Raw genomic sequence first — 21995 nt, 5'->3', positions numbered from 1 at the left:
CTGCGGGGCCGACCTGCGCCGGCCCCGCAGTGTTCTCAGCCGGGCCTTCTCAGCCCAGGAGGTCCTTGAACAGGTCGAACTGCTCGTCGACGAACGTGGTCCATTCGGCGGAGTCGCGGTACACGACCAGGTTCCCGGCGTCGGCCTGGAACTTCTGGTAGCTGTCGGAGTCGACGGCTTCCTTGACCGCGTCCTCGAGCGTGGACTTCACGTCATCCGGGAGGCCCTTGGGTGCGTAGATGCCGCCCCAGCCACCGAAGACGACGTTCTCGCCGATGGCTTCTTCGACCGTCTCGACGTCTTCCGCATCCGGGTGGCGCACGTCGTTCATGACGGCGAGGATGCGCACGGATTCGCCCTGGGCCAGGGCCTCGCCGAGACCCGAGACGGCCGCGACGGTCTCACCGGATGCGGCTGCGGCGACAGCGGTCGCTCCGCCGTCGTACGGGACCGGGGTGAACTCGGCGTCGGTCGCGCTGCCGAGCCCCACGGTGGCCGCCTCCCAGATGGAGCCGGCACCGGAGTTGGCGACCGTGACGGCGCCGGACTTCGCCTGGGCGACGAGGTCTTCGAGGGTCTCGATGCCGCTGTTCGCGCCGACCGTGACGACGCCGGGGGCGAGCATGATCTGGCCGAGCAGGTCGAAGTCCTCCGGCAGCACGTTAGCGCCCTGGGTGGTGTTCAGCATGGCGATCTCGACCGGGGCGAATCCGATGACGTAGCCGTCGGGATCCTGCGCACCGACGTACTCCATGGCGAGTGCTCCCGCGGCGCCCGGCATGTTCTCGGGGATGACGCTGACGTCGAGGATCTTCTCGAGTTCGGTGGCGAGCGCGCGCGACGAGAGGTCGGATCCTCCGCCGGGGTTGGCCTGGATGATGAGTCGGATGTCGTTCTCGGGGAACGCCGATCCGGCCTCTTCGCCCTCTTCGACCTTGGTGCAGGCCGAGACGATGAGAGCGGTGGCTGCGAGGGCGGCGATCGCGGCAGCCGCCCGGGTGATGCGCTTGCGGGGCATCTTTGCTCCTCTACGTGGGTCGACCTTGTTGTCGACTCCCTGAGGCTAGCAGTGTTGACTGTTAACAGTCAACACTGACGCAGCCTCCCGACCGACGCAGCCTCTCGATCGACGGATGCTCGCGGTCAGGCGCGGGCGGCGATCTCGGCGAGCATGCGCTCGCGGGCACCGTCGAGGTGCTCCGACAGCACCTTCGCGGCCTGGGCGGGCTTTCCACTGCGCATCACGTCCATGAGCTTGACGTGGTCGCCGGACGACTCGTGCAGGTCTTCGTCGTGGTTGATCGTGACCTCGAGCAGCGCGGTGAAGGTCGGGAGGTACTGGTTCCACGCGCCCTCGAGACGGGGGTGGTCGGCGAGGGCGTAGATCTGCGAGTGGAATTCGAGGTCAGCGGCGACGAAGGCCGCGTGGTCGCCGGCATCCGCGGCTTCTCCCATGCGGGCGACGGCCGCGGCCATCGCGCTCCAGCGGGAGTCGTCCTCGACGCGCATCGCCCGCGAGAGGGCGAGCTGCTCGAGAGCGCCGCGCAGGCTGTACAGCTGATCGACGTCGTCGTGGGTGAGTCCGACGATGTACACGCCGCGGGGGCGCTGCACCTCGACGAGCTTCTCGAAGCTGAGCTGAGTGAGGGCGTCGCGCACCGGTCCGCGGCTGACCGAGAACTCCTCGGCCAGTGCTTCCTCGGTGATACGTGCGCCGGGGGCGAGCTCGCCGCGCACGATGCGCTGCCGCAGGACACGGGCCACCTGCGCGCCGAGGGACTCTCCACGCTTCACGGACTGCGTCATGGTGACCTCCTGTTAACTGTTGACAGGATACACACCGCGATCGACTCGGCGCCTAGGCGCTCCCGCGCGGATCCCAGAGCACGACCTCGGTCGAGCGTCGGATGCGGCGCCCGGTCGGCATCGGGACGACCCCCGCGGAGCCGGCGGCGAACACGCGCACGCCGGGACGATTCTCGCGCTCGGTGCGCAGGGCGCCCTCGAGCACGGCGATGCGATCGCGCAGCATCCGGTTCTCGTCTTCGAGATCCAGCAGGCGCGCGATCGCGGGAAGGCTCACGCCTTCGGAGGAGAGCTGGGCGACCTCGCGCAGCTGCTCGATGTTGCGGGGGGAATAGCGGCGGGAGCCGCCCGTGGTGCGCCCGGGGACCACGAGCCCGATGCGGTCGTACTGCCGCAGCGTCTGCGGGTGGAGGCCGGAGAGCTCCGCGGCGGCCGCGATCGCGAACACCGGGGTGTCAGCATTCATCATGAACGCCTCCGCCCCCGGTGCCCGCTTCGACGATCGGTCATCGCCGCGCCTTGGCCATCAGCTCGGCCCGCGGGTTCTCCTCGGGCTCGAGCTCCTGGAACTTCTGCAGCGCCTCACGTGCGGCGTCGTCGAGGTGCGTGGGCACCGCGACCTGGAGCTCGGCGAGCAGGTCGCCCGTGCCCTTCGATGTCGCGACTCCGCGGCCCTTCACGCGCAGCACCCGCCCGGAGGGGGTGCCGGGTGCGACCCGGAGCTTGACCACGTCGCCGCCGAGCGTCGGAACCTCGATCGTCGCGCCGAGTGTCGCCTCGGTGAACGTGACCGGGACCACGACACGCAGGTTGAGGCCGTCACGGGTGAAGACCGGATGCGGGCGCACCGCGATCTGCACCACGATGTCGCCGCTCTCGCCGCCGTCCGGTGACGGGCGACCGCGGCCGCGCAGACGGATCTTCTGACCGTCTGCCACGCCCGCGGGGATCTTCACCTTGAACGGCTTGCCGTCTTCGCCCTGCAGGGAGATCGTCTCTCCCTGTACCGCGGTGACGAAGTCGAGGGTCGTGCGCGCGGTGACGTCGGCACCGCGCTGCGGGCCGCCGTAACCGCGGTAGCCGCCGCTCGTCTGCCCGAAGCGCCCGTTGCCGAAGCTCGCGCCCTGACCCTGGTTGAACATCGCGAAGATGTCCTCGAAGTCGGCGGTCTGCCCTCGGCCCTGCTGACCGAACCGGCTGAACACGTCTTCGAAGCCGCCGGCGCCCTGACCGCTCGCGGTGAAGCGAGCGCCCGAGCCCATGGCGCGGATCTCGTCGTATTCCTTGCGCTGTTCGGCGTCGGAGAGCACCGAGTAGGCCTCGCTGATCTCCTTGAACTTCGCCTCTGCTTTGGCATCACCCTGATTGGAGTCCGGGTGGTACTTCCGCGCGAGCTTGCGATACGTCTTCTTCAGATCCGCATCGCTGACGTCCTTGGAGACCCCGAGGGTCTTGTAGAAGTCCTTGTCGAACCAATCCTGGCTGGCCATCGATCACCTACTCCGCAGGGACAGCGACGACGACCTTCGCGGGGCGCAGCTCGACGTCTCCGAGGCGGTAGCCCACCTCGACGACCTCGAGGATCGTGGTCTTCTCCACGCCGGGAGTCGGCTGCTGGAAGATGGCCTCGTGGCGCTGCGGGTCGAATTCCTCGCCCTTCTCGCCGTACGCGACCACTCCGAGACGCTCCACGACCGTGCGCACCTTGTCGGCGATCACGGCGAACGGGGTGCCGTCGATGAGGTCGCCGTGCTGAGCGGCGCGATCGAGATCATCGAGCACGGGGACCAGGCCCTTGGCGGCCTCGCCCTTCGCCCGCTCGATCTCGACCTGGCGCTGCTCCTCGGTGCGGCGACGGTAGTTGGCGTATTCGGCCTGCAGGCGCTTGAGGTCGTTCAGCAGGGTCGACTCGAGGTCGGCGAGCACGGCGTCTTCTGCCGCGGCCTCGCCGGTCTGCGTCGCTCCGAGGATGTCGTCGACCGTGAGGTCGTCGGCGGTCTCGGGATTCACGACGCCGTCGATCGGGGTCTCGTCCGCCCCCTCGGCGGCTGCCGCCTCGCGGGAGTCCGGGTGGTGCGGCGCGGGGCCGGATGCCTGAGCATCCGACCCCTCGCTGCGACCTTCGGCGGACTCAGGAAACTGGTTCTCGTCGAAGTTCTTGTCCGTCATGATTACTTCTTCTCGTCCTCGTCGTCGACGACCTCGGCGTCGATGACGTCTTCCTCGGAGGAGGGAGCGTCACCGGCCGGGGCCTCGCCCTCAGCCGAAGCGCCGGCTGCGGCATCCGCCTGCGAGGAGGCGTAGATGGCCTCGCCGAGCTTGGACTGGGACTGGTTGAGCTTGTCGAACGCGGTCTTCACGGCCTCGTCGTCTTCGCCGGCCAGCGCCGTCTTGAGCGCGTCGACGTCGGCCTTGACCTCGGTCTTCACGTCTTCGGGCAGCTTGTCGTCGTTCTCGGTGATCAGCTTGTCGATCGAGTACGCGAGCGTCTCGGCCTGGTTGCGGACCTCGGCGGCCTCGCGGCGAGCCTTGTCCTCAGCCGCGTGCTCCTCGGCCTCGCGCACCATGCGCTCGATGTCTTCCTTCGACAGCGAGGAGCCGCCGGAGATGACGATCGACTTCTCGGTGCCGGTGCCCTTGTCCTTGGCGGACACGTGCACGATGCCGTTGGCGTCGATGTCGAAGGTGACCTCGATCTGCGGGATGCCACGGGGAGCCGGAGCGATACCCGTCAGCTCGAACGTGCCGAGCGGCTTGTTGTCGCGCGTGAAGTCACGCTCACCCTGGAAGACCTGGATCGCGACGGACGGCTGGTTGTCGTCTGCCGTGGTGAAGGTCTCGCTGCGCTTGGTCGGGATGGCCGTGTTGCGCTCGATGAGCTTGGTCATCATGCCGCCCTTGGTCTCGATCCCGAGGCTCAGGGGCGTGACGTCGATGAGGAGGACGTCCTTGCGCTCGCCCTTGAGGACACCGGCCTGGAGCGCGGCTCCGACGGCGACGACCTCATCCGGATTGACGCCCTTGTTCGCGTCCTTGCCGGTCTCGCGCTTGACGAGCTCGGCGACCGCGGGCATACGCGTCGATCCACCGACGAGCACGATGTGGTCGATCTCGGAGACCTTGATGCCGGCTTCGCGGATGACATCCTCGAACGGCTTCTTGGTGCGGTCGAGCAGGTCCTTCGTGAGGTCCTCGAACTTCGCGCGGGTGATGGTCTCGGAAAGCGACACCGGGCCGGACTCCGTCAGCGACAGGTACGGCAGGTTGATGCTGGTCGAGGTCGAGGAGGAGAGCTCCTTCTTCGCCTGCTCGGCAGCTTCCTTGAGACGCTGCAGGGCGATCTTGTCACCCGAGACGTCGACGCCCGTGGTCTCCTTGAACTGCTTGATCAGGTAGTCGACGAGACGCTGGTCCCAGTCGTCTCCACCGAGACGGTTGTCACCGGCGGTCGAGCGCACCTGGATCGTGGAGAAGTCGTCGTCCTTGCCCACCTCGAGCAGCGACACGTCGAAGGTTCCACCACCCAGGTCGAAGACCAGGATGAGTTCGTCTTCCTTGCCCTTGTCGAGGCCGTAGGCCAGAGCGGCCGCGGTCGGCTCGTTGATGATGCGCAGGACGTTGAGGCCCGAGATCTCGCCGGCCTCCTTGGTGGCCTGACGCTCAGCGTCGTTGAAGTACGCGGGGACCGTGATGACCGCGTCGGTCACCGTGTCACCCAGGTACGACTCGGCGTCGCGCTTGAGCTTCATGAGGATGCGCGCGGAGATCTCCTGCGGCGTCCACTTCTTGCCGTCGACGTCGAAGCTCCAGTCGGTGCCCATGTGGCGCTTGACGGAAGCGATCGTCCGATCGACGTTGGTGACGGCCTGGCGCTTCGCGGTCTCACCGACGAGCACCTCCCCGTCTTTGGTGAAGGCCACGACCGAGGGGGTCGTGCGGAAGCCCTCGGCGTTGGCGATGACCTTGGGCTCGCCACCCTCGAGGACGCTGACGACGGAGTTGGTGGTTCCGAGGTCGATACCGACAGCACGTGCCATGTGTTCTCTCCTTTGTTGGAAGTTTCGTTGAACTGGATGTTCGTTGTGGTGCGGAAATCTGCGGCGATCAGGGAAACCTGAGTCGCGATGGCTCAACTGTACGCTCGAGCATCGACCGTGTCAAATCAACTTGATACGAGTCGACTCAACTTTGCGGAACCGCACCCCGAACGGCCCCGCGCACACTCCCTTGCCCCTGATCAGAAGGGTGCGAGCGCGTGATCCTCGACGAACGTCACGGTGTTCTGAGGCTGCTCCCGATCGACGTAGACCCTGCCCGTCGGACTCGTCCAGGCATAGGCGCCGTCGCCGAGCACTTCGACGACCCACGGCGAATGGTGTTTGAGCACGTGATGGCGGCGGCAGAGGTGGCCCAGATTTCTCGCGACGGTCGGCCCGCCGCGGGCGGCATCGTGATGATGGTCGATATCGCAGTCGCGGGCCGCATACCCGCAGGCGGGGAATCGGCAGCGTTGATCCCGTGCGCGCAGATGCCGTTTCAGTTCGGAACCGGGCCGGTAGCGGTCGACCGCGAGGAGCGCGCCGGTGATCGGGTGGGTGAGGATCCGATCCCACCCGGACGCCGCTCCCGCAAGAGCTTTCGCCGTGCCGGTGTCGATCGGTGTACGCCCGTCGAGTTCGGCCGGAGTCGTACCGTGCCCCATCAGGGTCGTGACCGGAACGGTGACGGATACCGCTCCCTGGATTGCGGCAAGAAGTCCCTCAGGAGTGTCATGGCCCGCCGGAGCACCGGTGAGCAGCAGGTCGAGCGCGAGATCGGCGCGGAGTTGCGCGACCGTGCGCTGATCGACGTCCTCCCGCTCCGGCGATTCGGGCTCGTGCGATGGCGCTTGCGCTTGCGCCTCACCCTGCTCCTGCACGCCCTGCGCCATCTGCGTCAGTCGCTCGAATGCGCCGTGCACGAGCGCGGCGGGGCCGAGCAGCCCGAGCTGGGACATGCCGTCGCCGACGTCTTTCACCCACACCGACCGCTTCTCCCGCGCATCCTTGTGCCGCTCGTCGACCGACCGGGACTGGAACCGCTCCGCGACGCGCCGACCATGCCGCGACACCCGGTTCGGCGATTCCGATTCGGCGAACGGCACCATTTCGGCGGAGTATGCGTCGCGATCGGCCGCGTCTTCCAGATGCTCTGCCGCATCGCAGATCGCCCGTGCATGTGCGGCGCTGATGCGCCCGGCCCCCTGAGCCGCCCACACCAGCGGGAAGCGCTCCACCCGCCACACCGCCTCCGTCATCCGTGCCTGCACCGTGCGGTCGCTCACCCGGAGCGCCGCCGCCATCTCTGCCGCGACCGTGCGGGTGGTCAGATCGCCGAAATCCGGATGCTCCGCCTCGTCGGCAACCTGCAGCGCCAGCCGGGAACCGACCGCGAGCACGCCGTCACGCGCGGCCTGCAGACTGCTGATCGTGCGCTCCAACCCGACGAGCATGTCGGTGAGCTCGGCGAGCGTCCCCACCTGCTCGACCGTCGCATCCACCAGTGCTGCCATATCTCGAGTCAATCAGGGGCCACCGACATTCAAAGGGCCAGATCAGGCCCACAAAACGAAATACCGATATGCGGTCACGGGGGGTCCCGCACACCGCCGCGAAATCGATCGACACATCCCGGACGCGATACTTGACCCTGACACTGTGGCAGACGGGAGAACAGAGACATGTTGTCCATCGGAGCGTTCGCGCAGATCGGCCAGGTGACCCACCGCATGCTGCGGCATTGGGACACGGCCGGCCTGCTCGTCCCCGCCCACGTGGACGAGTTCAGCGGCTACCGCTCCTACGACCCCTCGCAACTGGATCGTCTGCATCGGATCGTCGCCCTGCGTCAGCTGGGCTTCGGGCTCGATGACATCTCGTCGATCCTCGACCGAGGTGTCGACGCCGACCGCATCGCCTCCCTGCTGCGGATCCGCCGCGCGGAGGTCGAGCTGGAGCACCGGGTCGCCGCAGAGAGACTCGTCGACGTGGAGCGGCGCCTCCACCTCATCGAGAAAGAGAACCACATGTCCCCGATCGAGATCGTCGACAAGCCCCTCCCGGCCGTCCGCCTCGCCGCCATCCGCACCGTCGTCGCCGATCAGTCGTCCGTCGCCGCCGTCGTGGGCCCGTCGTTCGACTCCGTGGCGGCGATCATCGGCGACGAGCACTCGCTCTCCACTCCGATCGCCCAGTACGAGACGCTCGACGACGGCCTGCAGGTCGTCGTCGGGTACACATACTCCGGCCCCGCCCGCGACGGGTTCGAGATCATCGAACTCTCGGCCGCGAACGAAGCGGTGTGCGGCATCCACCTCGGGTCGATGGACCGCATCGCCGAGAGCTGGCACGGCATCCACACCGAGATCTTCGCCCGCGGTCTGGTGCACGACGGGCCGTGCCGAGAGCTCTACGTCCGCGCCGTGTCGGACGACCAGTCGGACTGGGTCACCGAGCTGCAGCAGCCCGTCCGACGCGCCTGAAGTGGCTAGGCTGACGGGCATGATGTGGACCGCCTCCGCCACCCGCCGCCTCGGCACCGCCGCCGCCATCGTGACGCTCGCGATCCTGCCCCTGAGCGGATGCCTGTACGCGCAGATCCCCGCAGCAGATCCCTCTGCGGCGCCGTCGCCCGGCACGGAGACCGACGGGACGGACGCCCCGGAAGGCGGCACCCCCGGCACGACGCTGACCTTCGAGGAGGGCCTCGACCTCGATCCCGACACCTACATCGAGTGGGGCGACGGATTCATCGCCGACGAGCAGTGGGAGACGATCTCGCCCGACGACGGCAACGGCGGCTGGACGTACGGCACGGCAGACGGCACCTGCACGGTGCGGTTCTGGCAGGGCCACATGACCGATGTGCCCGTCGTCGACGGCGATGACAGCGCGTCGTCCGATGCGATCCTCGGCGTGCTGCTGGAGACCCCGACGGCCGACATCACCCCCGTCGCCACCACCGGCGAGTTCAGCTACATGGCGGGCGGCAACGGCGGCGTCGAGATGCGTCAGGTCAGCGCGGTGGAGGGTTCTCGGTCGTGGCTCATGGCCGCCCGCGCGTTCACGCAGACCGGAGTCGGTCTCTACACGATCGTGGACTGCATGGCCAACGACGCGGAGAAGATCATGGACGCCGTCACCGACGCGAACGCGGTCGTCGTCACGCCCTGATCGCCACGCCGACCGGGCTCACTCCGGGGCGGCTCACTTGCCGCCGGGAGGGCCGACCAGCAGCAGGATGACGTACAGCGCCACGATGCCGACGGCCAGCAGCAGCGCCAGCACCCACGGCCGCCGCAGGAACCACCGCATCAGGCGGTCGTACCAGCGACGATCCCGCGAGTCGTCCGTGGCCTCGAGGCGCCAGGCACCGTCGAGGCGACCGGTGCGGTGCAACCAGATCTCCATCGGGATCGTCGCGTACGGGATCACGGCGCTGACCACCGCGAGCACACCGACGCCGGGGTGCCAGCGCTGGTTCAGCGCGACCAGGATCGCCGTCGCCGCATAGGCGAGGAACACGAATCCGTGGATGCCGCCACCCACCGTCACCACGACCCCGGGCGCGCCGACGGCACGGGCGATGATCGCGGCGATCAGGATCGTCCAGGTGATCGCCTCCGCGATCGCGAGAACTCGGAACAGGCGGACGGGGGTGCGGAACACGGAACTCCTCGGGTGGGGGTCCTCCCACCGTATCCGGCCGTCATCGCCGTCGAATCAACCGAATGGTTGAGAACGTCGGAGCGATGCGACCTGTTTCGCGCCTCGAAGAAGTCGGATGCGGAATAGCGGACGCGACGGAGGCGTTGCCGAAGGCATGGTGACAGTGGACGCAGACGCGATCTCGCAGGTGCTCGGCGCCGTCGACCTCCGCGTCGGCGTCGGCCGTCGGATGTCGCTCGCCTCCGGCACACTGCTGCCGATCCCGACCGGCGCCATCACCCTCGTGTACATCGTCGAAGGCGGCGTGCACGGGCATCCGCCGCTCGGCGACGGCTGCCGCCTCGACGTCGACCGGGACTCGCACCGCCTCATGGTCGACCCGAGCAGCCGCCGCGACGTGCTCGTCGCGGGCGATGCCTTCCTCACACTCGGCCGCACACCGTTCGCGCTCGAGGCCCAGGGCGACACGAGCCTCATGATCGCCGAGATCGTGCTCGCGGATGCGGCTTCGCCGCTGCCCGCCCTGCTTCCGCCCTTCCTCACCGTCACCGGTTTCGACGACATCGAGCCGGCCGCCGCCGCCCTGGCCCTGAACATGGGCCTCGTCGATCACACCGTGCTCCCGGCCCGTCAGGGCGACCCGGTCATCTGCCGCATGATGGCGACGACCGTGCTGCTGTCGGTCATCCGCGCCTGGGCGGCGAACGGCTGCGCACCGGCGGGCTGGCCGTCGCTGTCGAACGACCCGTTCCTCGACCGCGTCGTCGACGCCATCCATGAGGAGCCCGGCCGCGACTGGACGGTCGAACGCCTCGCGAGCATCGGCGCCATGTCACGCTCGACCTTCGCGGAGCGATTCCGCAACGCGGTCGGCCGCTCCCCCGCGGACTACGTCACCGAGGTGCGCGTGGACGCGGCCAAGCGGATGCTCGAGACCGGACGCAGTGTCTCGGAGATCTCCCGCGAGCTGGGCTACGCCTCGGACGAGGGGTTCAGCCGGGCGTTCCGGCGCCGCACCGGACTGACCCCCACGTCGTGGCGTCTGGCCAACCGGATCCCCGTCTCCGCCTGACGCCGCGCCACGTCAGGCGCGGCTGCTGACCCGGTTCGACACCCCGAAGAGCACGGCACCGGTGAGCAGCGCGGCCGCACCGAGCACGTAGACCGGCTCGACGTTCAGGGTGTCCACGAGCAGCCCGCCGAGGCCCGCCGCGAGGGTGATCGCCCCCTGGAAGCCCACGACCACGAGGCTGCCGCCGGCTTCGAGCCGATCCGGCATCCGGTGTCCGACCCAGGTGTTGGCGACGATCAGCCAGGACGAGAAGAAGAAGCCCCAGACCACCACCACGATGCCCACGCCCAGGATCGAGCCGGAGAACAGGATCATCGAGATCACGGACACGGCGATCACCAGCGGCGCGAACACGGCGAAGAAGGCGAAGGTGCGGTCGATGACGAGCCCGATCGTGATGTTGCCGAGGAGGCCGCCGACGCCGAACAGCGCGAGCAGCACCACGATCGTCGAGGCATCGACGTCGGGGATGCGCTCCAGCGCGAGACGCACGTAGGTGTAGGCGAGGAAGTGCCCGAGCACCACGAGGACGTGCCCGATCATCCCGAGCCCGATACCCGGGCGACGCAGCGTGTCGACGAGCAGGCGCAGGCTCGACGCGCGCTCGGCCGGCACCGACGGCAGTGTGAATCGCAGGACGACCGCGAGCACCACCATCAGCCCGCCCGCGATGGCGAAGACCATCCGCCAGTCGACGAGCTCACTCAGCATCACGCCCAGCGGCACGCCGGCCACGGTCGCCAGCGAGACGCCCGCGGACGTGAACATGACGCCGCGACCGAGGTTCGCAGGCCCCGCGAGGCGGGCGGCGACCGTGATCGACATCGCCCAGAACGCGCTGATCGCGGCGCCCAGCAGGAAGCGCGCCAGCAACACGATGATCAGGTTCGGCGAGATCGCCACGATGAGGTTCGACACCGCCGCGGCGAGCGCCATCCACACCAGCAGCGACCGGCGGTCGAGACGCGGGAAGATGAGCCCGATCGTCGGCGCGACGACGAGGCCGACGAGTGCCGTGACCGTCACGGTCTGACCGGCCTGACCGGGAGTGACACCGAGACCGTCGGCCATCTCGGTCAGCACGCCGTTGGGGAGGAACTCCGCCGTGACCAGCAGGAAGCCCATCAGCATCAGCACGATCAGTCCGCCGTAGCGGATGCGGGTGACGGCCGAGGCCGGCACGGTGGGGACGGGCGCTGTGATGGTCATGGTTCCACGCTCGCAGCATCCGGATGCCGTCGCCCGATCAGGCGTCCGCCGCAACCGACCGATCGTCCGACGGCATCGGCACACCGATCTCTCAGCCGGAGCTTGCAGAGTGTGGGGATGCAGGATCGGGGAGGGTCATGGCGGCGGATGCTGCGCGGTGCCGCAGTCGTCGCAGCGATCATGTTCGTCTCCGGGTGCACGCCGCCCGCGCCCGGTCCGGACGACTGGACCCTGGAGCCGATCTCATTCCAGAACTCTTTCGTCGGGTCCGGACCGGAGGCGACTCCGGCCGGTCCGCCGACCGACCTGACGTACGGGATGCACGTGCTGTCGTCTGACGGGGCGGGCGGGTTCTGGACCGCGTCTTCCGGGTCGTGGTTGCACGTCGGGGCCGATGGCGAGACGCTCGCCAGGTTCGACACCGAGCCCAGCGGCCCGCTCTCGAAGATCGGGGCGATGGCACCACTGTCGCCGACCGAGCTCGTCGTGGTGCAGGGCGACCGGGTCCACGTGATGCCGATGCTCTCGGTGTTCGACACCACGACCATGACGCTGCGAGACCTGCCGGGCGACGCCGTGGGCGACGAGGGCGACCTCGACTACGGGGACTTCGAGTTCGGTGACGTCGCGGTGCACGATGGCGACGCGATCGTCGTGCGCTACCAGCCGCGCCCTCCCGACGACTACCTCGACTTCGAGGTGGTGCGCATCGACCTCGACAGTGGTGCCAGGACCCTGCTGCACAGCGGGCCGGTCGAGCTCGACGATGCGCCCGGCGCTCGACCCGGTGTCCCGCCGATCGGCATCGATATCGATGACGCCGGGCGCATGTATCTCGCGACCCCGACCGCACGGATCGTGCTCACAGCCGACGGCACGGAACTGAGCCGCGAACCGCAGGTCGCGGACCACCCGCTCGTCGCCGTCGCTCCCGACGGCACGGCGCTGTGGTGGGGTGGAGAGCCGGAGCAGAGCGACGCGCAGGGCGTGATCGTCGGCGGCTCGTCCGAAGCGCGAGAGGCGATCGAGCCCCGCATGCACTGCGCGGCGACCCCGAGCGGCGAAGCCCTCCGGCGCACCGACGCCCTCCGCCTCGGCGACGCCGGCGGACAGCATCCGCTGCCGTTCCTGTGCGGCGCGAACGCCGCCGCATGGACGGACGGGTCCTGGGTGGTCGCGACCGGCGGCGAGGGCGACGGCGTGCTGGTGCGGGTCACGCCGCCCACCGGGAGCTGACCCGCACCCCTCGACACGCCCGCCACCCACGCCCTATGCTCGACGACGCACCGGGAAGAGCCCGGGAAGCCCGAGCGGAAGGAGCCGAAGACATGAACACGGTCTTTGTCGCGCTCACCGCCGACCACCTTCCCTTCGAGGCCACCCGCTCCTGACCCTGGCGTGGCCTCCTGCTCCCGGAGCCACACCTTGTCTGATCACTTCTCTTCCTCATTCGACTCCCTCGAAACCGAACTCTCCTTCGCCGACGTCGATCCCGGCGAGGGGCAGCGCTGGTCCACCTGGCCGGCGATCACCCCGTCCGAGCGCGGCCCTCAGCCGTGGCCGGCGTGGGTGGTGACCTCGGCCGGCGCGCTCGACACCGAGCGCGGCATCCTCAAGACCGGCAAGGAGGCCGACGTGTTCCTGCTCGAACGCGCCGTGCCGGACGACCCGACCCAGCGCACGCTGCTCGCGGCGAAGCGCTACCGCAGCGCCGAGCACCGCAGCTTCCACCGCTCGTCCGTCTACACCGAGGGCCGCAGCACCCGTAACACCCGCGACACCCGCGCCCTCGCCAAGAAGTCGGATCACGGCCGCGAGGTCGCCGCGGCGCAGTGGTCGTTCGCCGAGTTCGAGGCGCTGTGCCGGATGTGGGAGCTCGGCGCACCCGTGCCGTACCCGGTGCAGGTCAACGGCACCGAGCTGCTGATGGAGTTCCTCGGTGACGCCGACGGCACCGCCGCGCCCCGACTCGCCCAGGTGCGCAGCGACCGCGCGGAGCTGCAGGAGTACTACGCCCAGGTGGTCGACCTGATGCACATCTTCGCCGCGGCCGGCTTCGCCCACGGCGACCTGTCGGCGTACAACCTGCTCGTGCACGAAGGGCGGGTGCGGGTGATCGACCTGCCGCAGATCGTCGACATCATCGCGAACCCGCAGGGACTCGATCTGCTGCACCGCGACTGCGTGAACATCTGCGACTGGTTCACCCGGCGCCGCATCGAATGCGACGCCGAGGAGCTGTTCGCCGAGATGCTCGCCGCGTCGTATACCTGAGGTGCTCCCTTTCGAATCGCGCAAATGGGTGCATCCGGGCCCGAAATCCAGCCATTCGCGCGATTCGAAACGGGGAGGTCGGTACGGCGCGCCGTCACCGGGCGTTCACCGTGGGCCGCCAGACTTCCCCCATGAGCGAACCCGAATCTCGCCAGGGCGTCCCCGAACCCGTGGCGACCGCCAACAGCGGCGCCGTGGCCGTCGTCGGACTCGACCTGCGCGGCGAGACGCCCGCCCCCAAGAAGCAGGTGTACTCCTGGGCGCTGTGGGACTGGGCGACGCAGCCCTTCAACACCGTCATCCTCACGTTCGTGTTCACGGCGCTGTACCTCGTCGGGGAGGGATTCCTCCCCGCGGACGTGGCAGCCCTCGACAAGAACGACCAGGTGCGACTGGCCGCCGAGGCGGACCTCGCCTCCGGGCTGGGGCTGGGCTCGACCATCGCCGCGTTCGGCATCCTGCTGCTCGCTCCGGTGCTCGGCCAGCGGGCGGATGCCGCCGGGCGTCAGAAGCTCTGGCTCGGGATCGGCACCGGAGCCCTGATCCTGTGCATGCTGGGCCTGTGGTTCGTCGAACCGACGCCGAGCCTGTTCTGGCTGGGCGTCGCCCTGATCTCGGCCGCGACCGTGTTCCAGGAGATCGCCGCGGTGAACTCCAACGCGATGCTCATCGGCATCGCGAACCCGAAGAACGTCGGACGCATCTCGGGCCTCGGGTGGGGCTTCGGCTACCTCGGCGGCATCATCGCCCTCGTGATCGTGGTCGTGCTCGACACCTTCGACTGGTTCGGCATGTCGACCGACAACGGCCTCGCCTATCGACTGATCGCCGTGGGATGCGCCGTATGGGCGATCATCTTCAGTATCCCGATCTTCCTCAACGTGCCGGAGCCGTCGCTCGGCCGCCCGGAGCGCAAGGTCGGTTTCTTCGCCTCCTACCCGCTGCTGGTGAAAGACGTCGCGGGGCTGTACCGCAACGAGGAGACCCGGCCCACCTTCTGGTACCTGCTGGCGAGCGCCGTCTTCCGCGACGGGCTGGGCGGCGTGTTCGCCTTCGGAGCGATCATCGGCACGGCCGTGTTCCACTTCGAGGCGCAGGACATCATCATCTTCGGCATCGTCGCGAACCTGATCGCCGGCGTCTCCACGATCGCCGCCGGCCGACTCGACGACCGCCTCGGGCCGAAGCGGATCATCCTCGCCTCGATCAGATCGATGATCGTCGCCGGCCTCGCGGTCTTCTTCCTGCGGGACGCCGGGGCGATGGTCTTCTGGATCGGCGGCCTCGTCCTGTGCGCGTTCGTCGGACCGGCGCAGGCGGCGGCACGCTCGTTCCTCGCCCGGGTCACCCCCGCCGGCCGCGAGGGCGAGATCTTCGGCCTCTACGCCACGACCGGTCGCGCCGCGAGCTGGATGGCCTCCGGCGCCTGGACGCTCCTGATCGTGCTGACGAGTCAGACCGCCTACGGCATCCTGGGCATCGTGATCGTCCTGATCGCCGGCTTCCTCCTGCTGCTCCCGGTGAAGGCGCCGCGCTGAGTCGTGCACACCCGCGGCGGGAGTAGCCTGACCGCGTGACCGTGATCCTCGCCTTCCTCGCCAACATCCTCGTCGCGGTGGCGAAGACGATCGCGGCGATCATCACCTCGTCGGCATCGATGGTCGCCGAGGCGGCGCACTCGTGGGCGGATGCCGGCAACGAGGTCTTCCTCCTCATCGCCGACCGCCGCGGCGCGAAGACCAAGGATGCGCGGCACCCCCTCGGCTACGGACGCAACGCCTTCGTGTGGTCGCTCATCGCCGCGTTCGGCATCTTCACGGCCGGCTCGATCGTGTCCATCATGCACGGCATCCAGGAGCTGTCCGACACCGGTCCCGTCGAGAGTCCGATGGTCGCGTACATCGTGCTGGGGGTCTCGTTCGTGCTCGAGGGCGCGTCGTTCACGCAGGCGATGGTGAAGTCCCGGCGCCTGGCGAAGGAGCGCGGATCGTCGACCTGGGACTTCGTGCTGGAGACGAGCGACACCACGCTGCGGGCCGTGTTCTTCGAGGACTCCGCCGCGCTCATCGGCTTGGCGATCGCAGCCGGCGCCATCGCGATGCATCAGATCACCGGCGTGGCCGCGTGGGATGCGATCGGCTCGATCCTGGTCGGCGTGCTGCTCGGCGTCGTCGCGATCATCCTGATCCGGCGGAACATCGCGTTCCTGGTCGGGGCCACGGCGGCGCCGAAGCTGCGGGCCCGCGTCGGCACCGCGCTGCTGGGGCTGGACGACATCGAACGGGTCACCTACCTGCACATCGAGTACGTGGGCCCGAACCGGCTGTTCATCGTGGCCGAGATCGATCTGGCCGGCGATGCCCGCGAGCACGATGTGGCCCGCCGGCTGCGCGACGTCGAGCGGCGGATCGAAGCACATGAGGCCGTCGAGACGGTCGTGCTGTCGCTGTCGGTCGACGACGAGCCGTCGCTCGAGTTCGCGCGCGGCTAGGGCGCAGGCAGTTCAGCGCTGCCAGTTGTCGGCGAGCTTGTTCAGCAGCCGGGCGAGCTCGACCCGCTCGTCGTCGGTGAAGGAAGCGAGCGCGGTCGTGAGCATCTCGCGACGCTCCCCGCGCATGCCGCGTGCGAGCCTGCGACCCTCGTCGGTGAGGGCGATACGGGTGCGTCGCGCATCGTCGGGGTCGGCCTCGCGGCGCACGAAGCCGTGATCGACGGCCTGTTGCACGAGCCGTGAGGCGCGCGGCTGATCGACGCCGATCGCGATGCCGAGATCGCTGACGCTGAGCGGAGCGGATGCCGCGGCCAGCGCCTCGAGCAGGCGCATGCGAGCCGGACCGCCGAGGCGTCCCGACGGGTCGGCCATCCAGGGCGGCATGCCGGGGTGTCCGCGGTGGTGGTCGAAGTGGTCGCGGGCGTCGTCGTCATGCGGACCGCCGTGCCAGCCGTGCGGGCCGCCGTGACCCCGACCGCGCTCGGACGGGCCACGACCGCCGGGGCCCCGGTCGCCGGGGCGACGCCCGCGCAGGCGGGACAGCGCCTGCGCGATGGCTTCGGCGGGATCCTGCGCGGCGGGGTCGTGCGGTTCGGTGGTCACCGTTCGATTTTACATGCGACTTGACATGCATTGGGACTCCATGTCACACTACATGTACATGCACTGTGACATTCACATGCACACTGACAACTAAGGACTTTCCATGAACACCTCTGAATCACAGAACCCCGAGAACACCACCCGCCCCTTCGGCTACTGGCTGAAGGCCGCCGACCGCCTGATGGCGGCCGAGTTCGCCGCCGCCTTCGACGGCGAGCACGCCAGCCGCCGCGACTGGCGGATCCTCAACATCGTCGACGGCACCGTCACGACGGACCGCCCGCTGAACGAGCACAAGCTGCACCGACTCGTCGAGCGCGGCTGGGTCGCCCCCGAGGGCGACGGCTGGACGCTCACCGACGAGGGCCGTGCGGCGAAGGATCGCCTCGGCACCATCGTCGACGGCATCCGCGCGAAGGTGTCGAGCGCCGTCTCCGACGAGGAGATGGCCACCACGCTCGCCTCGCTCGAGAAGATCGCTCGCGCCTTCGGATGGGACGAGGAGACCCCTCTTCCCCGCGGCCGTCGGCACGGCTTCGGCGGCCCCCGCCACGGACGCGGATTCCCGCGCGGCTTCGGGCGTCCGTTCGGCCGCGGCTTCGGCCACGGACCCGAGCACGGCTTCGGTCCGGATGCGGAGCACGGCTTCGGTCCGGATCGGGACGCTGAGCACGGCTGCCGCCACGGCGAAGCGGGACCCGGGCACCGCGGTCACGGCCGCGGGCACGGACACCCCGGGCACGGCGACCACGGTCACGACGACCGGGGCCACGGACACCACGGCCACCGTGGACACGGTCCGCACCGTGCCGAGCGCATCGCTCAGCACGCCTTCGAGCGCGGCTTCGACGCGGGCTTCACCCGCGGTCGTGACGCCTGACCTGCCGTCACCCATCACGAAGCGCCCCACCCGACAGCCGAGTGGGGCGCTTCTCGCTGTCAGCGGCAGATCAACGCACAGTGCGGCGCGCCAGCGGGAGCAGCGCAGCAGCCGTGACCACGACGGCCGCCACGAGCACCGCCGCCACGAAACCGCCCGTCACCAGCACGGCGGCGATGGTGCCGAACACCGCGATGCCGAGCCCGCCGCCGAGCGCGAACCCCACCTCCTGGATCGCGCCGACCTGGCCGGCCTGATCCTCGGTCGTCACCTCGAACAGCGCCGTCGCGGCGAGGGTGGCGCCGACGCCGAACCCGAGCCCGACGAGCACGAGCGGGATCGCCACGATCGCGGGGTCGAGTGCGAGCCAGACGAGCCCGACGGCCTGCAACATCAACGCCAGGACGGTGAGGGCGTTCGCCGACAGCCAGCGCAGCGCCACGGGCGCCACGACACCGCCGATCGCGATCGCCACCGCCTGCGGCAGCAGGGCGATGCCCGCCTCGGCCGCGCTCTGCCCGCGCGAGTCCTGCAGATGCAGGCTCACCAGCAGCACCGAGGCCGACGACACTCCGCTGCTCACGATGATGCGGATGATCGCGGGGCTGAATCCCGACACCCGGAACAGCCGCATGTCGATGAGCGGATCACGGAGTCGTCGCTGCCGGCGCACGAAGAACACCAGGCTCAGGATCGCGATCACCGCGGCGACCACCGCCGACATCGGCGCCGCGAGGGCCTCATGCAGCGCGAAGACGAGCGCACCGAGCGCGACGATCGACGACAGGATGCTGGGGAGGTCCCAGGACGGGCGCTGCGAGCTGCGCGAGTCGGGCACGAGCCACAGAGCCAGCGCCGCGGCGATCACCGCGAGCGGAACGCTGCCGAGCAGCAGCCAGCGCCATCCCGGACCCTCGGCCAGCACTCCGCCGAGCACGGGCCCGAGCGCGCTACCCGTGCCGAAGGTCGCCGTCCACAGGCCGTAGGCGAGCACGCGTTCGCGCGCCTGGAACTTGGCGCCGATCGTCGCGACCACGCCCGCGATGACGAAGGCCTCGGCGACACCGAGCAGCGCCCGCACGACGATGAGCAGCAGGCCGCTGCCGGCGAGCCCGCCGATCACGTTGAGGACGGCGAAACCGGCCAGGCCGATCAGGATGATGGTCTTGCGCCCGAACGCATCACCGATCCGCGCGGCGACGATCAGCGTCGCGGCCAACGACAGCGCGTATACGTCGACCAGCCAGAGGCCCTCGGTGTCGGTCAGGTCCAGCTCGCCGCGGATCGCGGGAAGGGCGGTCGAGACGCTGCTGATCGCGAGGGCGCCGATGAGCACCCCGAGGAGGAGGGGGACCATCGCGAACCAGAGGCGAAGGGAGGAGCGAGTGCCGTCGAGAGTGGGGGTGTTGGTCACGGTCTCAGTCTGTAAAGTACAGACAGAAGCCACAAGTACGGTCATTTCTGATACGTACTGACAGTTCGGATACCAAGGGAGCCGTGCCGTGCGGGAGAAGACCGAGCGGATCATCCGCGACTGGACCGAGACCTGCGACGCCGAGGTGTCGATCGCGGTGCTCGGCGGCGCCTGGAAACCGAGCATCCTGACCCTGCTCGGCGAGCACGAGGTGCTGCGCTTCGGCGAGCTCGGACGCCTGCTCGAGAACCCGACCGCGCGCGTGCTCACCCGTCAGCTGCGGGAGCTCGAGGAAGACGGCCTCATCACCCGCACCGTGTACCGCGAGGTGCCGCCCAAGGTCGAGTACCGGCTCAGCGAACTCGGCGCGAGCTCCGGGCAGCTGCTCACGGAGTTGACCCGCTGGGGCACGCTCTACGCCGGTCGGCAGCGGGCCGCCGAGACAGCAGACGCGCCCGCCGCACCGGAAGCCCTGCCAGCAGCGACCTCCTGAGACTCGCACACGCCAGCCGAGACTCACCCCAGCGATCCCCGCTGTCAGATGCGGCGCGGTCCCGGTCCGTCGGTGCCGAGCGCATCCTCGGGGTTCAGCAGACGGCACGCCTTCATCGACAGGCAGCCGCAGCCGATGCATCCGGTGAGCTCGCGCCGCAGGTGCTCGAGCTGCGTGCGGCGGAGGTCGAGCTGCTCGCGCCACAGCTTCGCCACGCGCTGCCAGTCGTGCTGCGAGGGCGGCTCATCCGTCGGCAGGCTCTCGAACACCTCGTGCACGTCGGTGAGGGGGATGCCGAGGCGCTTGGCGACCACGATCAGTGAGATCCGTCGCAGCATGTGCCGACGGTAGCGGCGCTGATTTCCCGCGGTCCGCGTCGAGACGATGAGTCCGAGCTGCTCATAGAAGTGCAGGGCCGTCGCCGGCACGCCGCTGCGGCGGACGACCTCGCCGATCGGCAGCAGATCATCGGGTTCCAAAGACATCCGCACCCCCTCTTGACCTCGAGTTTACTCGAGGTATTAGCGTGACGATCGGCCGCCGAGGAACGGCGCCACCGGGCGGATGACCGCCTGCTCCGACGTCACGAAGGGCACCCCATGACGCACACCCCCGAGCGCACCGCCACCGCGGGGAGCTGGCGCGAACTCCTCGGCAGCCGCTACGCCCCGATCGCCTCGGTCCTCGCGGGAGGCGTGCTGCTCGAGGCGAGCAATGTGTATCTCACGACCAGCCTGCTCCCCACGATCGTCGGCGACATCGGCGGCGCGGAGTTCTACGCGTGGACCATGATGACCTTCCTCCTGGCATCGGTCGTCAGCTCGATGATGGTGAGCCGGATCCTCACACAGCAGGGCGCCGTGCGCGCCTACCTGCTCGCGCTCGGCCTGTTCGCGCTCGGCTCACTGCTGTGCGCGGCGAGCCCGTGGATGTGGGCGCTGCTCTCCGGCCGCGCCGTGCAGGGCCTCGGCGGCGGACTGCTCGCAGGACTCGGCTACGCGCTCATCCAGCGCGCCCTGCCCGAGCGCCTCTGGGCTCGAGGCGCCGCACTCGTCTCGGCGATGTGGGGCGTCGGCAACATCGTCGGCCCCGTCGTGGGCGGCGTGTTCGCGCAGCTGGACGCCTGGCGGGTGACGTTCGTCGGTCTCGCCGTCGTCTCCGCGCTGATCGGCATCGTCGTGGTGCGCGCCCTGCCGAGGACCGCCCGAGCCCGCTCGAGCGAATCGGTGCCGTGGGGATCCCTCGTACTCCTCTCCGGCGGCGTCGCCGCGGTGGGCATCGCGAGCGTCGTCCCCAGCGGTCTCGGCACCGGGGTCGCCATCGTGGTCGGGGTCGTCCTGGGCGCATGGTTCCTGCGTCACGAGCGCCGCGGGCGCACCGGCATCCTCCCCCGGGTCACGTTCGCCCCGGGCTCCTCGCTGGGCTGGGTCTACGTCACGGTCGCTGTCCTGGCGTTCGCGATCGGCACCGAGGCGTTCATCCCGCTCTTCGGCCAGGAGATCGGCGGACTGATGCCGTTCGTCGCCGGCCTGCTCGGCGCCGCCCTGTCCCTCGGCTGGTCGATCACCCAGGTGTTCACGGCGAATGCCACCGGCATCCGCTCGCGCCGCGTGCTCATCACCCTCGGTCCGGTCGTCGTCGCCGTCGGCCTCGCCGCGTACGGTCTGCTCCAGCATGAGGGCCCCTCCGCGGTCGTGATCGCACTCTGGTTCGCGACACTGTTCCTCGCCGGCGCCGGCATCGGCCTCGGGTTCCCGCACCTGACCGTCGCCGCGCTCGGCAGCACGTCGGGCGAGGAGGAGGGCGCCAAGGCGGCCGCGGCGGTCAACACCGTCTTCATCATCGCGAGCGCGTTCAGCTCGGCGATGGCCGGGGTCCTCGTCAACCTCGCGATGCCGGACGTCGTGGATGCCGCCCGCCTGCTGATGCTCGTGTTCGCGGGCGTCACCGTTCTCGGAGCCTTCATCGCGCGCGGTGCGAGCTGGGGCATCGGACTCACCCGCGACGACGAGCAGCCCGCCACTACGGCGTCCGACTGACGGAAAGG

Annotated in this window: 22 protein-coding genes; 10 read left to right on the top strand and 12 right to left on the bottom strand. The window is 69.3% G+C overall.

Features of this window, described 5'->3' with window-relative positions:
* Nucleotides 1-49: 49 nt before the first annotated feature.
* From CQ034_RS14180 to CQ034_RS14150, 7 genes are all read right to left on the bottom strand, one after another.
* Entirely contained in the window at nt 50-1018 is a 969-nt protein-coding gene (locus CQ034_RS14180) for a tripartite tricarboxylate transporter substrate binding protein (protein WP_105711542.1), read from the bottom strand.
* Between the two features lie 125 nt (nt 1019-1143).
* Nucleotides 1144-1806: a GntR family transcriptional regulator gene (locus tag CQ034_RS14175; RefSeq protein ID WP_105711541.1), complete on the bottom strand. Its 663-nt coding sequence runs from the start codon at nt 1804-1806 to the stop codon at nt 1144-1146.
* Nucleotides 1807-1858: 52 nt separating this feature from the next.
* Nucleotides 1859-2272 carry a heat shock protein transcriptional repressor HspR gene (locus CQ034_RS14170; RefSeq protein WP_029261335.1) on the bottom strand — a complete coding sequence of 138 codons (414 nt, stop codon included), beginning with the start codon at nt 2270-2272 and terminating at the stop codon, nt 1859-1861.
* A gap of 40 nt (nt 2273-2312) precedes the next feature.
* The gene (locus CQ034_RS14165; RefSeq protein ID WP_105711540.1) at nt 2313-3296 is read right to left on the bottom strand and encodes a DnaJ C-terminal domain-containing protein; all 984 of its coding nucleotides are present in this window, start codon (nt 3294-3296) and stop codon (nt 2313-2315) included.
* Nucleotides 3297-3303: 7 nt separating this feature from the next.
* Nucleotides 3304-3975 (bottom strand): nucleotide exchange factor GrpE, encoded by a 672-nt coding sequence (locus CQ034_RS14160; protein WP_105711539.1) that lies wholly within the window; start codon nt 3973-3975, stop codon nt 3304-3306.
* A 2-nt stretch (nt 3976-3977) separates the two neighbouring features.
* Complete coding sequence (gene dnaK / locus CQ034_RS14155; RefSeq protein ID WP_105711538.1) at nt 3978-5843, bottom strand: molecular chaperone DnaK; 1866 nt, start codon at nt 5841-5843, stop codon at nt 3978-3980.
* Between the two features lie 200 nt (nt 5844-6043).
* Entirely contained in the window at nt 6044-7357 is a 1314-nt protein-coding gene (locus CQ034_RS14150) for an HNH endonuclease signature motif containing protein (RefSeq protein WP_105711537.1), read from the bottom strand.
* Between the two features lie 168 nt (nt 7358-7525).
* Here CQ034_RS14150 and CQ034_RS14145 point away from each other — a divergent pair, with 168 nt between their 5' ends.
* Both CQ034_RS14145 and CQ034_RS14140 read left to right on the top strand, forming a co-directional pair.
* Nucleotides 7526-8326 carry a MerR family transcriptional regulator gene (locus CQ034_RS14145; protein ID WP_105711536.1) on the top strand — a complete coding sequence of 267 codons (801 nt, stop codon included), beginning with the start codon at nt 7526-7528 and terminating at the stop codon, nt 8324-8326.
* 19 nt (nt 8327-8345) lie between these two features.
* The gene (locus tag CQ034_RS14140) at nt 8346-9017 is read left to right on the top strand and encodes a hypothetical protein (protein WP_029261329.1); all 672 of its coding nucleotides are present in this window, start codon (nt 8346-8348) and stop codon (nt 9015-9017) included.
* 33 nt (nt 9018-9050) lie between these two features.
* On the opposite strand, the gene CQ034_RS14135 is transcribed toward CQ034_RS14140, so the two are convergent.
* Entirely contained in the window at nt 9051-9512 is a 462-nt protein-coding gene (locus tag CQ034_RS14135; protein ID WP_105711535.1) for a DUF3817 domain-containing protein, read from the bottom strand.
* Nucleotides 9513-9666: 154 nt separating this feature from the next.
* Here CQ034_RS14135 and CQ034_RS14130 point away from each other — a divergent pair, with 154 nt between their 5' ends.
* A complete protein-coding gene (locus CQ034_RS14130) occupies nt 9667-10584 on the top strand; it encodes a helix-turn-helix domain-containing protein (RefSeq protein ID WP_105711534.1) in 918 nt (305 codons plus the stop codon).
* A gap of 12 nt (nt 10585-10596) precedes the next feature.
* Here the strand turns inward: CQ034_RS14130 and CQ034_RS14125 are convergent, their stop codons facing one another.
* The gene (locus tag CQ034_RS14125; RefSeq protein ID WP_105711533.1) at nt 10597-11793 is read right to left on the bottom strand and encodes an MFS transporter; all 1197 of its coding nucleotides are present in this window, start codon (nt 11791-11793) and stop codon (nt 10597-10599) included.
* 117 nt (nt 11794-11910) lie between these two features.
* Between CQ034_RS14125 and CQ034_RS14120 the strand changes: the two genes are divergently transcribed.
* The 4 genes from CQ034_RS14120 to CQ034_RS14105 all read left to right on the top strand — a co-directional run bounded on the left by CQ034_RS14120 (nt 11911) and on the right by CQ034_RS14105 (nt 16558).
* Nucleotides 11911-13029 carry a hypothetical protein gene (locus CQ034_RS14120; RefSeq protein WP_146114853.1) on the top strand — a complete coding sequence of 373 codons (1119 nt, stop codon included), beginning with the start codon at nt 11911-11913 and terminating at the stop codon, nt 13027-13029.
* Nucleotides 13030-13218: 189 nt separating this feature from the next.
* Nucleotides 13219-14067: a serine protein kinase RIO gene (locus tag CQ034_RS14115; RefSeq protein ID WP_258134221.1), complete on the top strand. Its 849-nt coding sequence runs from the start codon at nt 13219-13221 to the stop codon at nt 14065-14067.
* A gap of 131 nt (nt 14068-14198) precedes the next feature.
* Nucleotides 14199-15605: an MFS transporter gene (locus CQ034_RS14110; RefSeq protein WP_181156326.1), complete on the top strand. Its 1407-nt coding sequence runs from the start codon at nt 14199-14201 to the stop codon at nt 15603-15605.
* Between the two features lie 35 nt (nt 15606-15640).
* Entirely contained in the window at nt 15641-16558 is a 918-nt protein-coding gene (locus tag CQ034_RS14105; RefSeq protein ID WP_029261318.1) for a cation diffusion facilitator family transporter, read from the top strand.
* Nucleotides 16559-16570: 12 nt separating this feature from the next.
* Here the strand turns inward: CQ034_RS14105 and CQ034_RS19795 are convergent, their stop codons facing one another.
* On the bottom strand, nt 16571-17161 hold the full coding sequence (locus CQ034_RS19795) for a MarR family winged helix-turn-helix transcriptional regulator (protein WP_258134220.1): 591 nt from the start codon (nt 17159-17161) through the stop codon (nt 16571-16573).
* Between the two features lie 103 nt (nt 17162-17264).
* Between CQ034_RS19795 and CQ034_RS14095 the strand changes: the two genes are divergently transcribed.
* The gene (locus tag CQ034_RS14095; RefSeq protein ID WP_105711529.1) at nt 17265-18041 is read left to right on the top strand and encodes a hypothetical protein; all 777 of its coding nucleotides are present in this window, start codon (nt 17265-17267) and stop codon (nt 18039-18041) included.
* 70 nt (nt 18042-18111) lie between these two features.
* On the opposite strand, the gene CQ034_RS14090 is transcribed toward CQ034_RS14095, so the two are convergent.
* A complete protein-coding gene (locus tag CQ034_RS14090; RefSeq protein WP_181156325.1) occupies nt 18112-19455 on the bottom strand; it encodes an MFS transporter in 1344 nt (447 codons plus the stop codon).
* Between the two features lie 88 nt (nt 19456-19543).
* On the opposite strand from CQ034_RS14090, the gene CQ034_RS14085 reads away from it, so the two are divergent.
* The gene (locus CQ034_RS14085) at nt 19544-19948 is read left to right on the top strand and encodes a helix-turn-helix domain-containing protein (RefSeq protein ID WP_105711527.1); all 405 of its coding nucleotides are present in this window, start codon (nt 19544-19546) and stop codon (nt 19946-19948) included.
* Nucleotides 19949-19992: 44 nt separating this feature from the next.
* Here the strand turns inward: CQ034_RS14085 and soxR are convergent, their stop codons facing one another.
* A complete protein-coding gene (gene soxR / locus CQ034_RS14080) occupies nt 19993-20433 on the bottom strand; it encodes a redox-sensitive transcriptional activator SoxR (RefSeq protein ID WP_091031975.1) in 441 nt (146 codons plus the stop codon).
* A gap of 114 nt (nt 20434-20547) precedes the next feature.
* Between soxR and CQ034_RS14075 the strand changes: the two genes are divergently transcribed.
* Nucleotides 20548-21987, top strand: coding sequence for an MFS transporter (locus CQ034_RS14075; protein ID WP_105711526.1), 1440 nt, complete (start codon nt 20548-20550; stop codon nt 21985-21987).
* Nucleotides 21988-21995 lie beyond the last annotated feature (8 nt).

The sequence above is a fragment of the Microbacterium sp. MYb45 genome, assembly GCF_002979655.1.
GTDB lineage: Bacteria > Actinomycetota > Actinomycetes > Actinomycetales > Microbacteriaceae > Microbacterium.
Note: the sequence above shows the minus strand (reverse complement) of the source record. Positions and strands in the feature narration are given on the sequence as shown.

Excerpts from the sequence above, each read along its gene's own strand:
- CQ034_RS14180 (WP_105711542.1), bottom strand. The coding sequence starts at position 1,018 with ATGCCCCGCAAGCGCATCACCCGGGCGGCTGCCGCGATCGCCGCCCTC.
- CQ034_RS14175 (WP_105711541.1), bottom strand. The coding sequence starts at position 1,806 with ATGACGCAGTCCGTGAAGCGTGGAGAGTCCCTCGGCGCGCAGGTGGCC.
- CQ034_RS14170 (WP_029261335.1), bottom strand. The coding sequence starts at position 2,272 with ATGAATGCTGACACCCCGGTGTTCGCGATCGCGGCCGCCGCGGAGCTC.
- CQ034_RS14165 (WP_105711540.1), bottom strand. The coding sequence starts at position 3,296 with ATGGCCAGCCAGGATTGGTTCGACAAGGACTTCTACAAGACCCTCGGG.
- CQ034_RS14160 (WP_105711539.1), bottom strand. The coding sequence starts at position 3,975 with ATGACGGACAAGAACTTCGACGAGAACCAGTTTCCTGAGTCCGCCGAA.
- dnaK (WP_105711538.1), bottom strand. The coding sequence starts at position 5,843 with ATGGCACGTGCTGTCGGTATCGACCTCGGAACCACCAACTCCGTCGTC.
- CQ034_RS14150 (WP_105711537.1), bottom strand. The coding sequence starts at position 7,357 with ATGGCAGCACTGGTGGATGCGACGGTCGAGCAGGTGGGGACGCTCGCC.
- CQ034_RS14145 (WP_105711536.1), top strand. The coding sequence starts at position 7,526 with ATGTTGTCCATCGGAGCGTTCGCGCAGATCGGCCAGGTGACCCACCGC.
- CQ034_RS14140 (WP_029261329.1), top strand. The coding sequence starts at position 8,346 with ATGATGTGGACCGCCTCCGCCACCCGCCGCCTCGGCACCGCCGCCGCC.
- CQ034_RS14130 (WP_105711534.1), top strand. The coding sequence starts at position 9,667 with ATGGTGACAGTGGACGCAGACGCGATCTCGCAGGTGCTCGGCGCCGTC.
- CQ034_RS14125 (WP_105711533.1), bottom strand. The coding sequence starts at position 11,793 with ATGACCATCACAGCGCCCGTCCCCACCGTGCCGGCCTCGGCCGTCACC.
- CQ034_RS14120 (WP_146114853.1), top strand. The coding sequence starts at position 11,911 with ATGCAGGATCGGGGAGGGTCATGGCGGCGGATGCTGCGCGGTGCCGCA.
- CQ034_RS14110 (WP_181156326.1), top strand. The coding sequence starts at position 14,199 with ATGAGCGAACCCGAATCTCGCCAGGGCGTCCCCGAACCCGTGGCGACC.
- CQ034_RS14095 (WP_105711529.1), top strand. The coding sequence starts at position 17,265 with ATGAACACCTCTGAATCACAGAACCCCGAGAACACCACCCGCCCCTTC.
- soxR (WP_091031975.1), bottom strand. The coding sequence starts at position 20,433 with ATGTCTTTGGAACCCGATGATCTGCTGCCGATCGGCGAGGTCGTCCGC.
- CQ034_RS14075 (WP_105711526.1), top strand. The coding sequence starts at position 20,548 with ATGACGCACACCCCCGAGCGCACCGCCACCGCGGGGAGCTGGCGCGAA.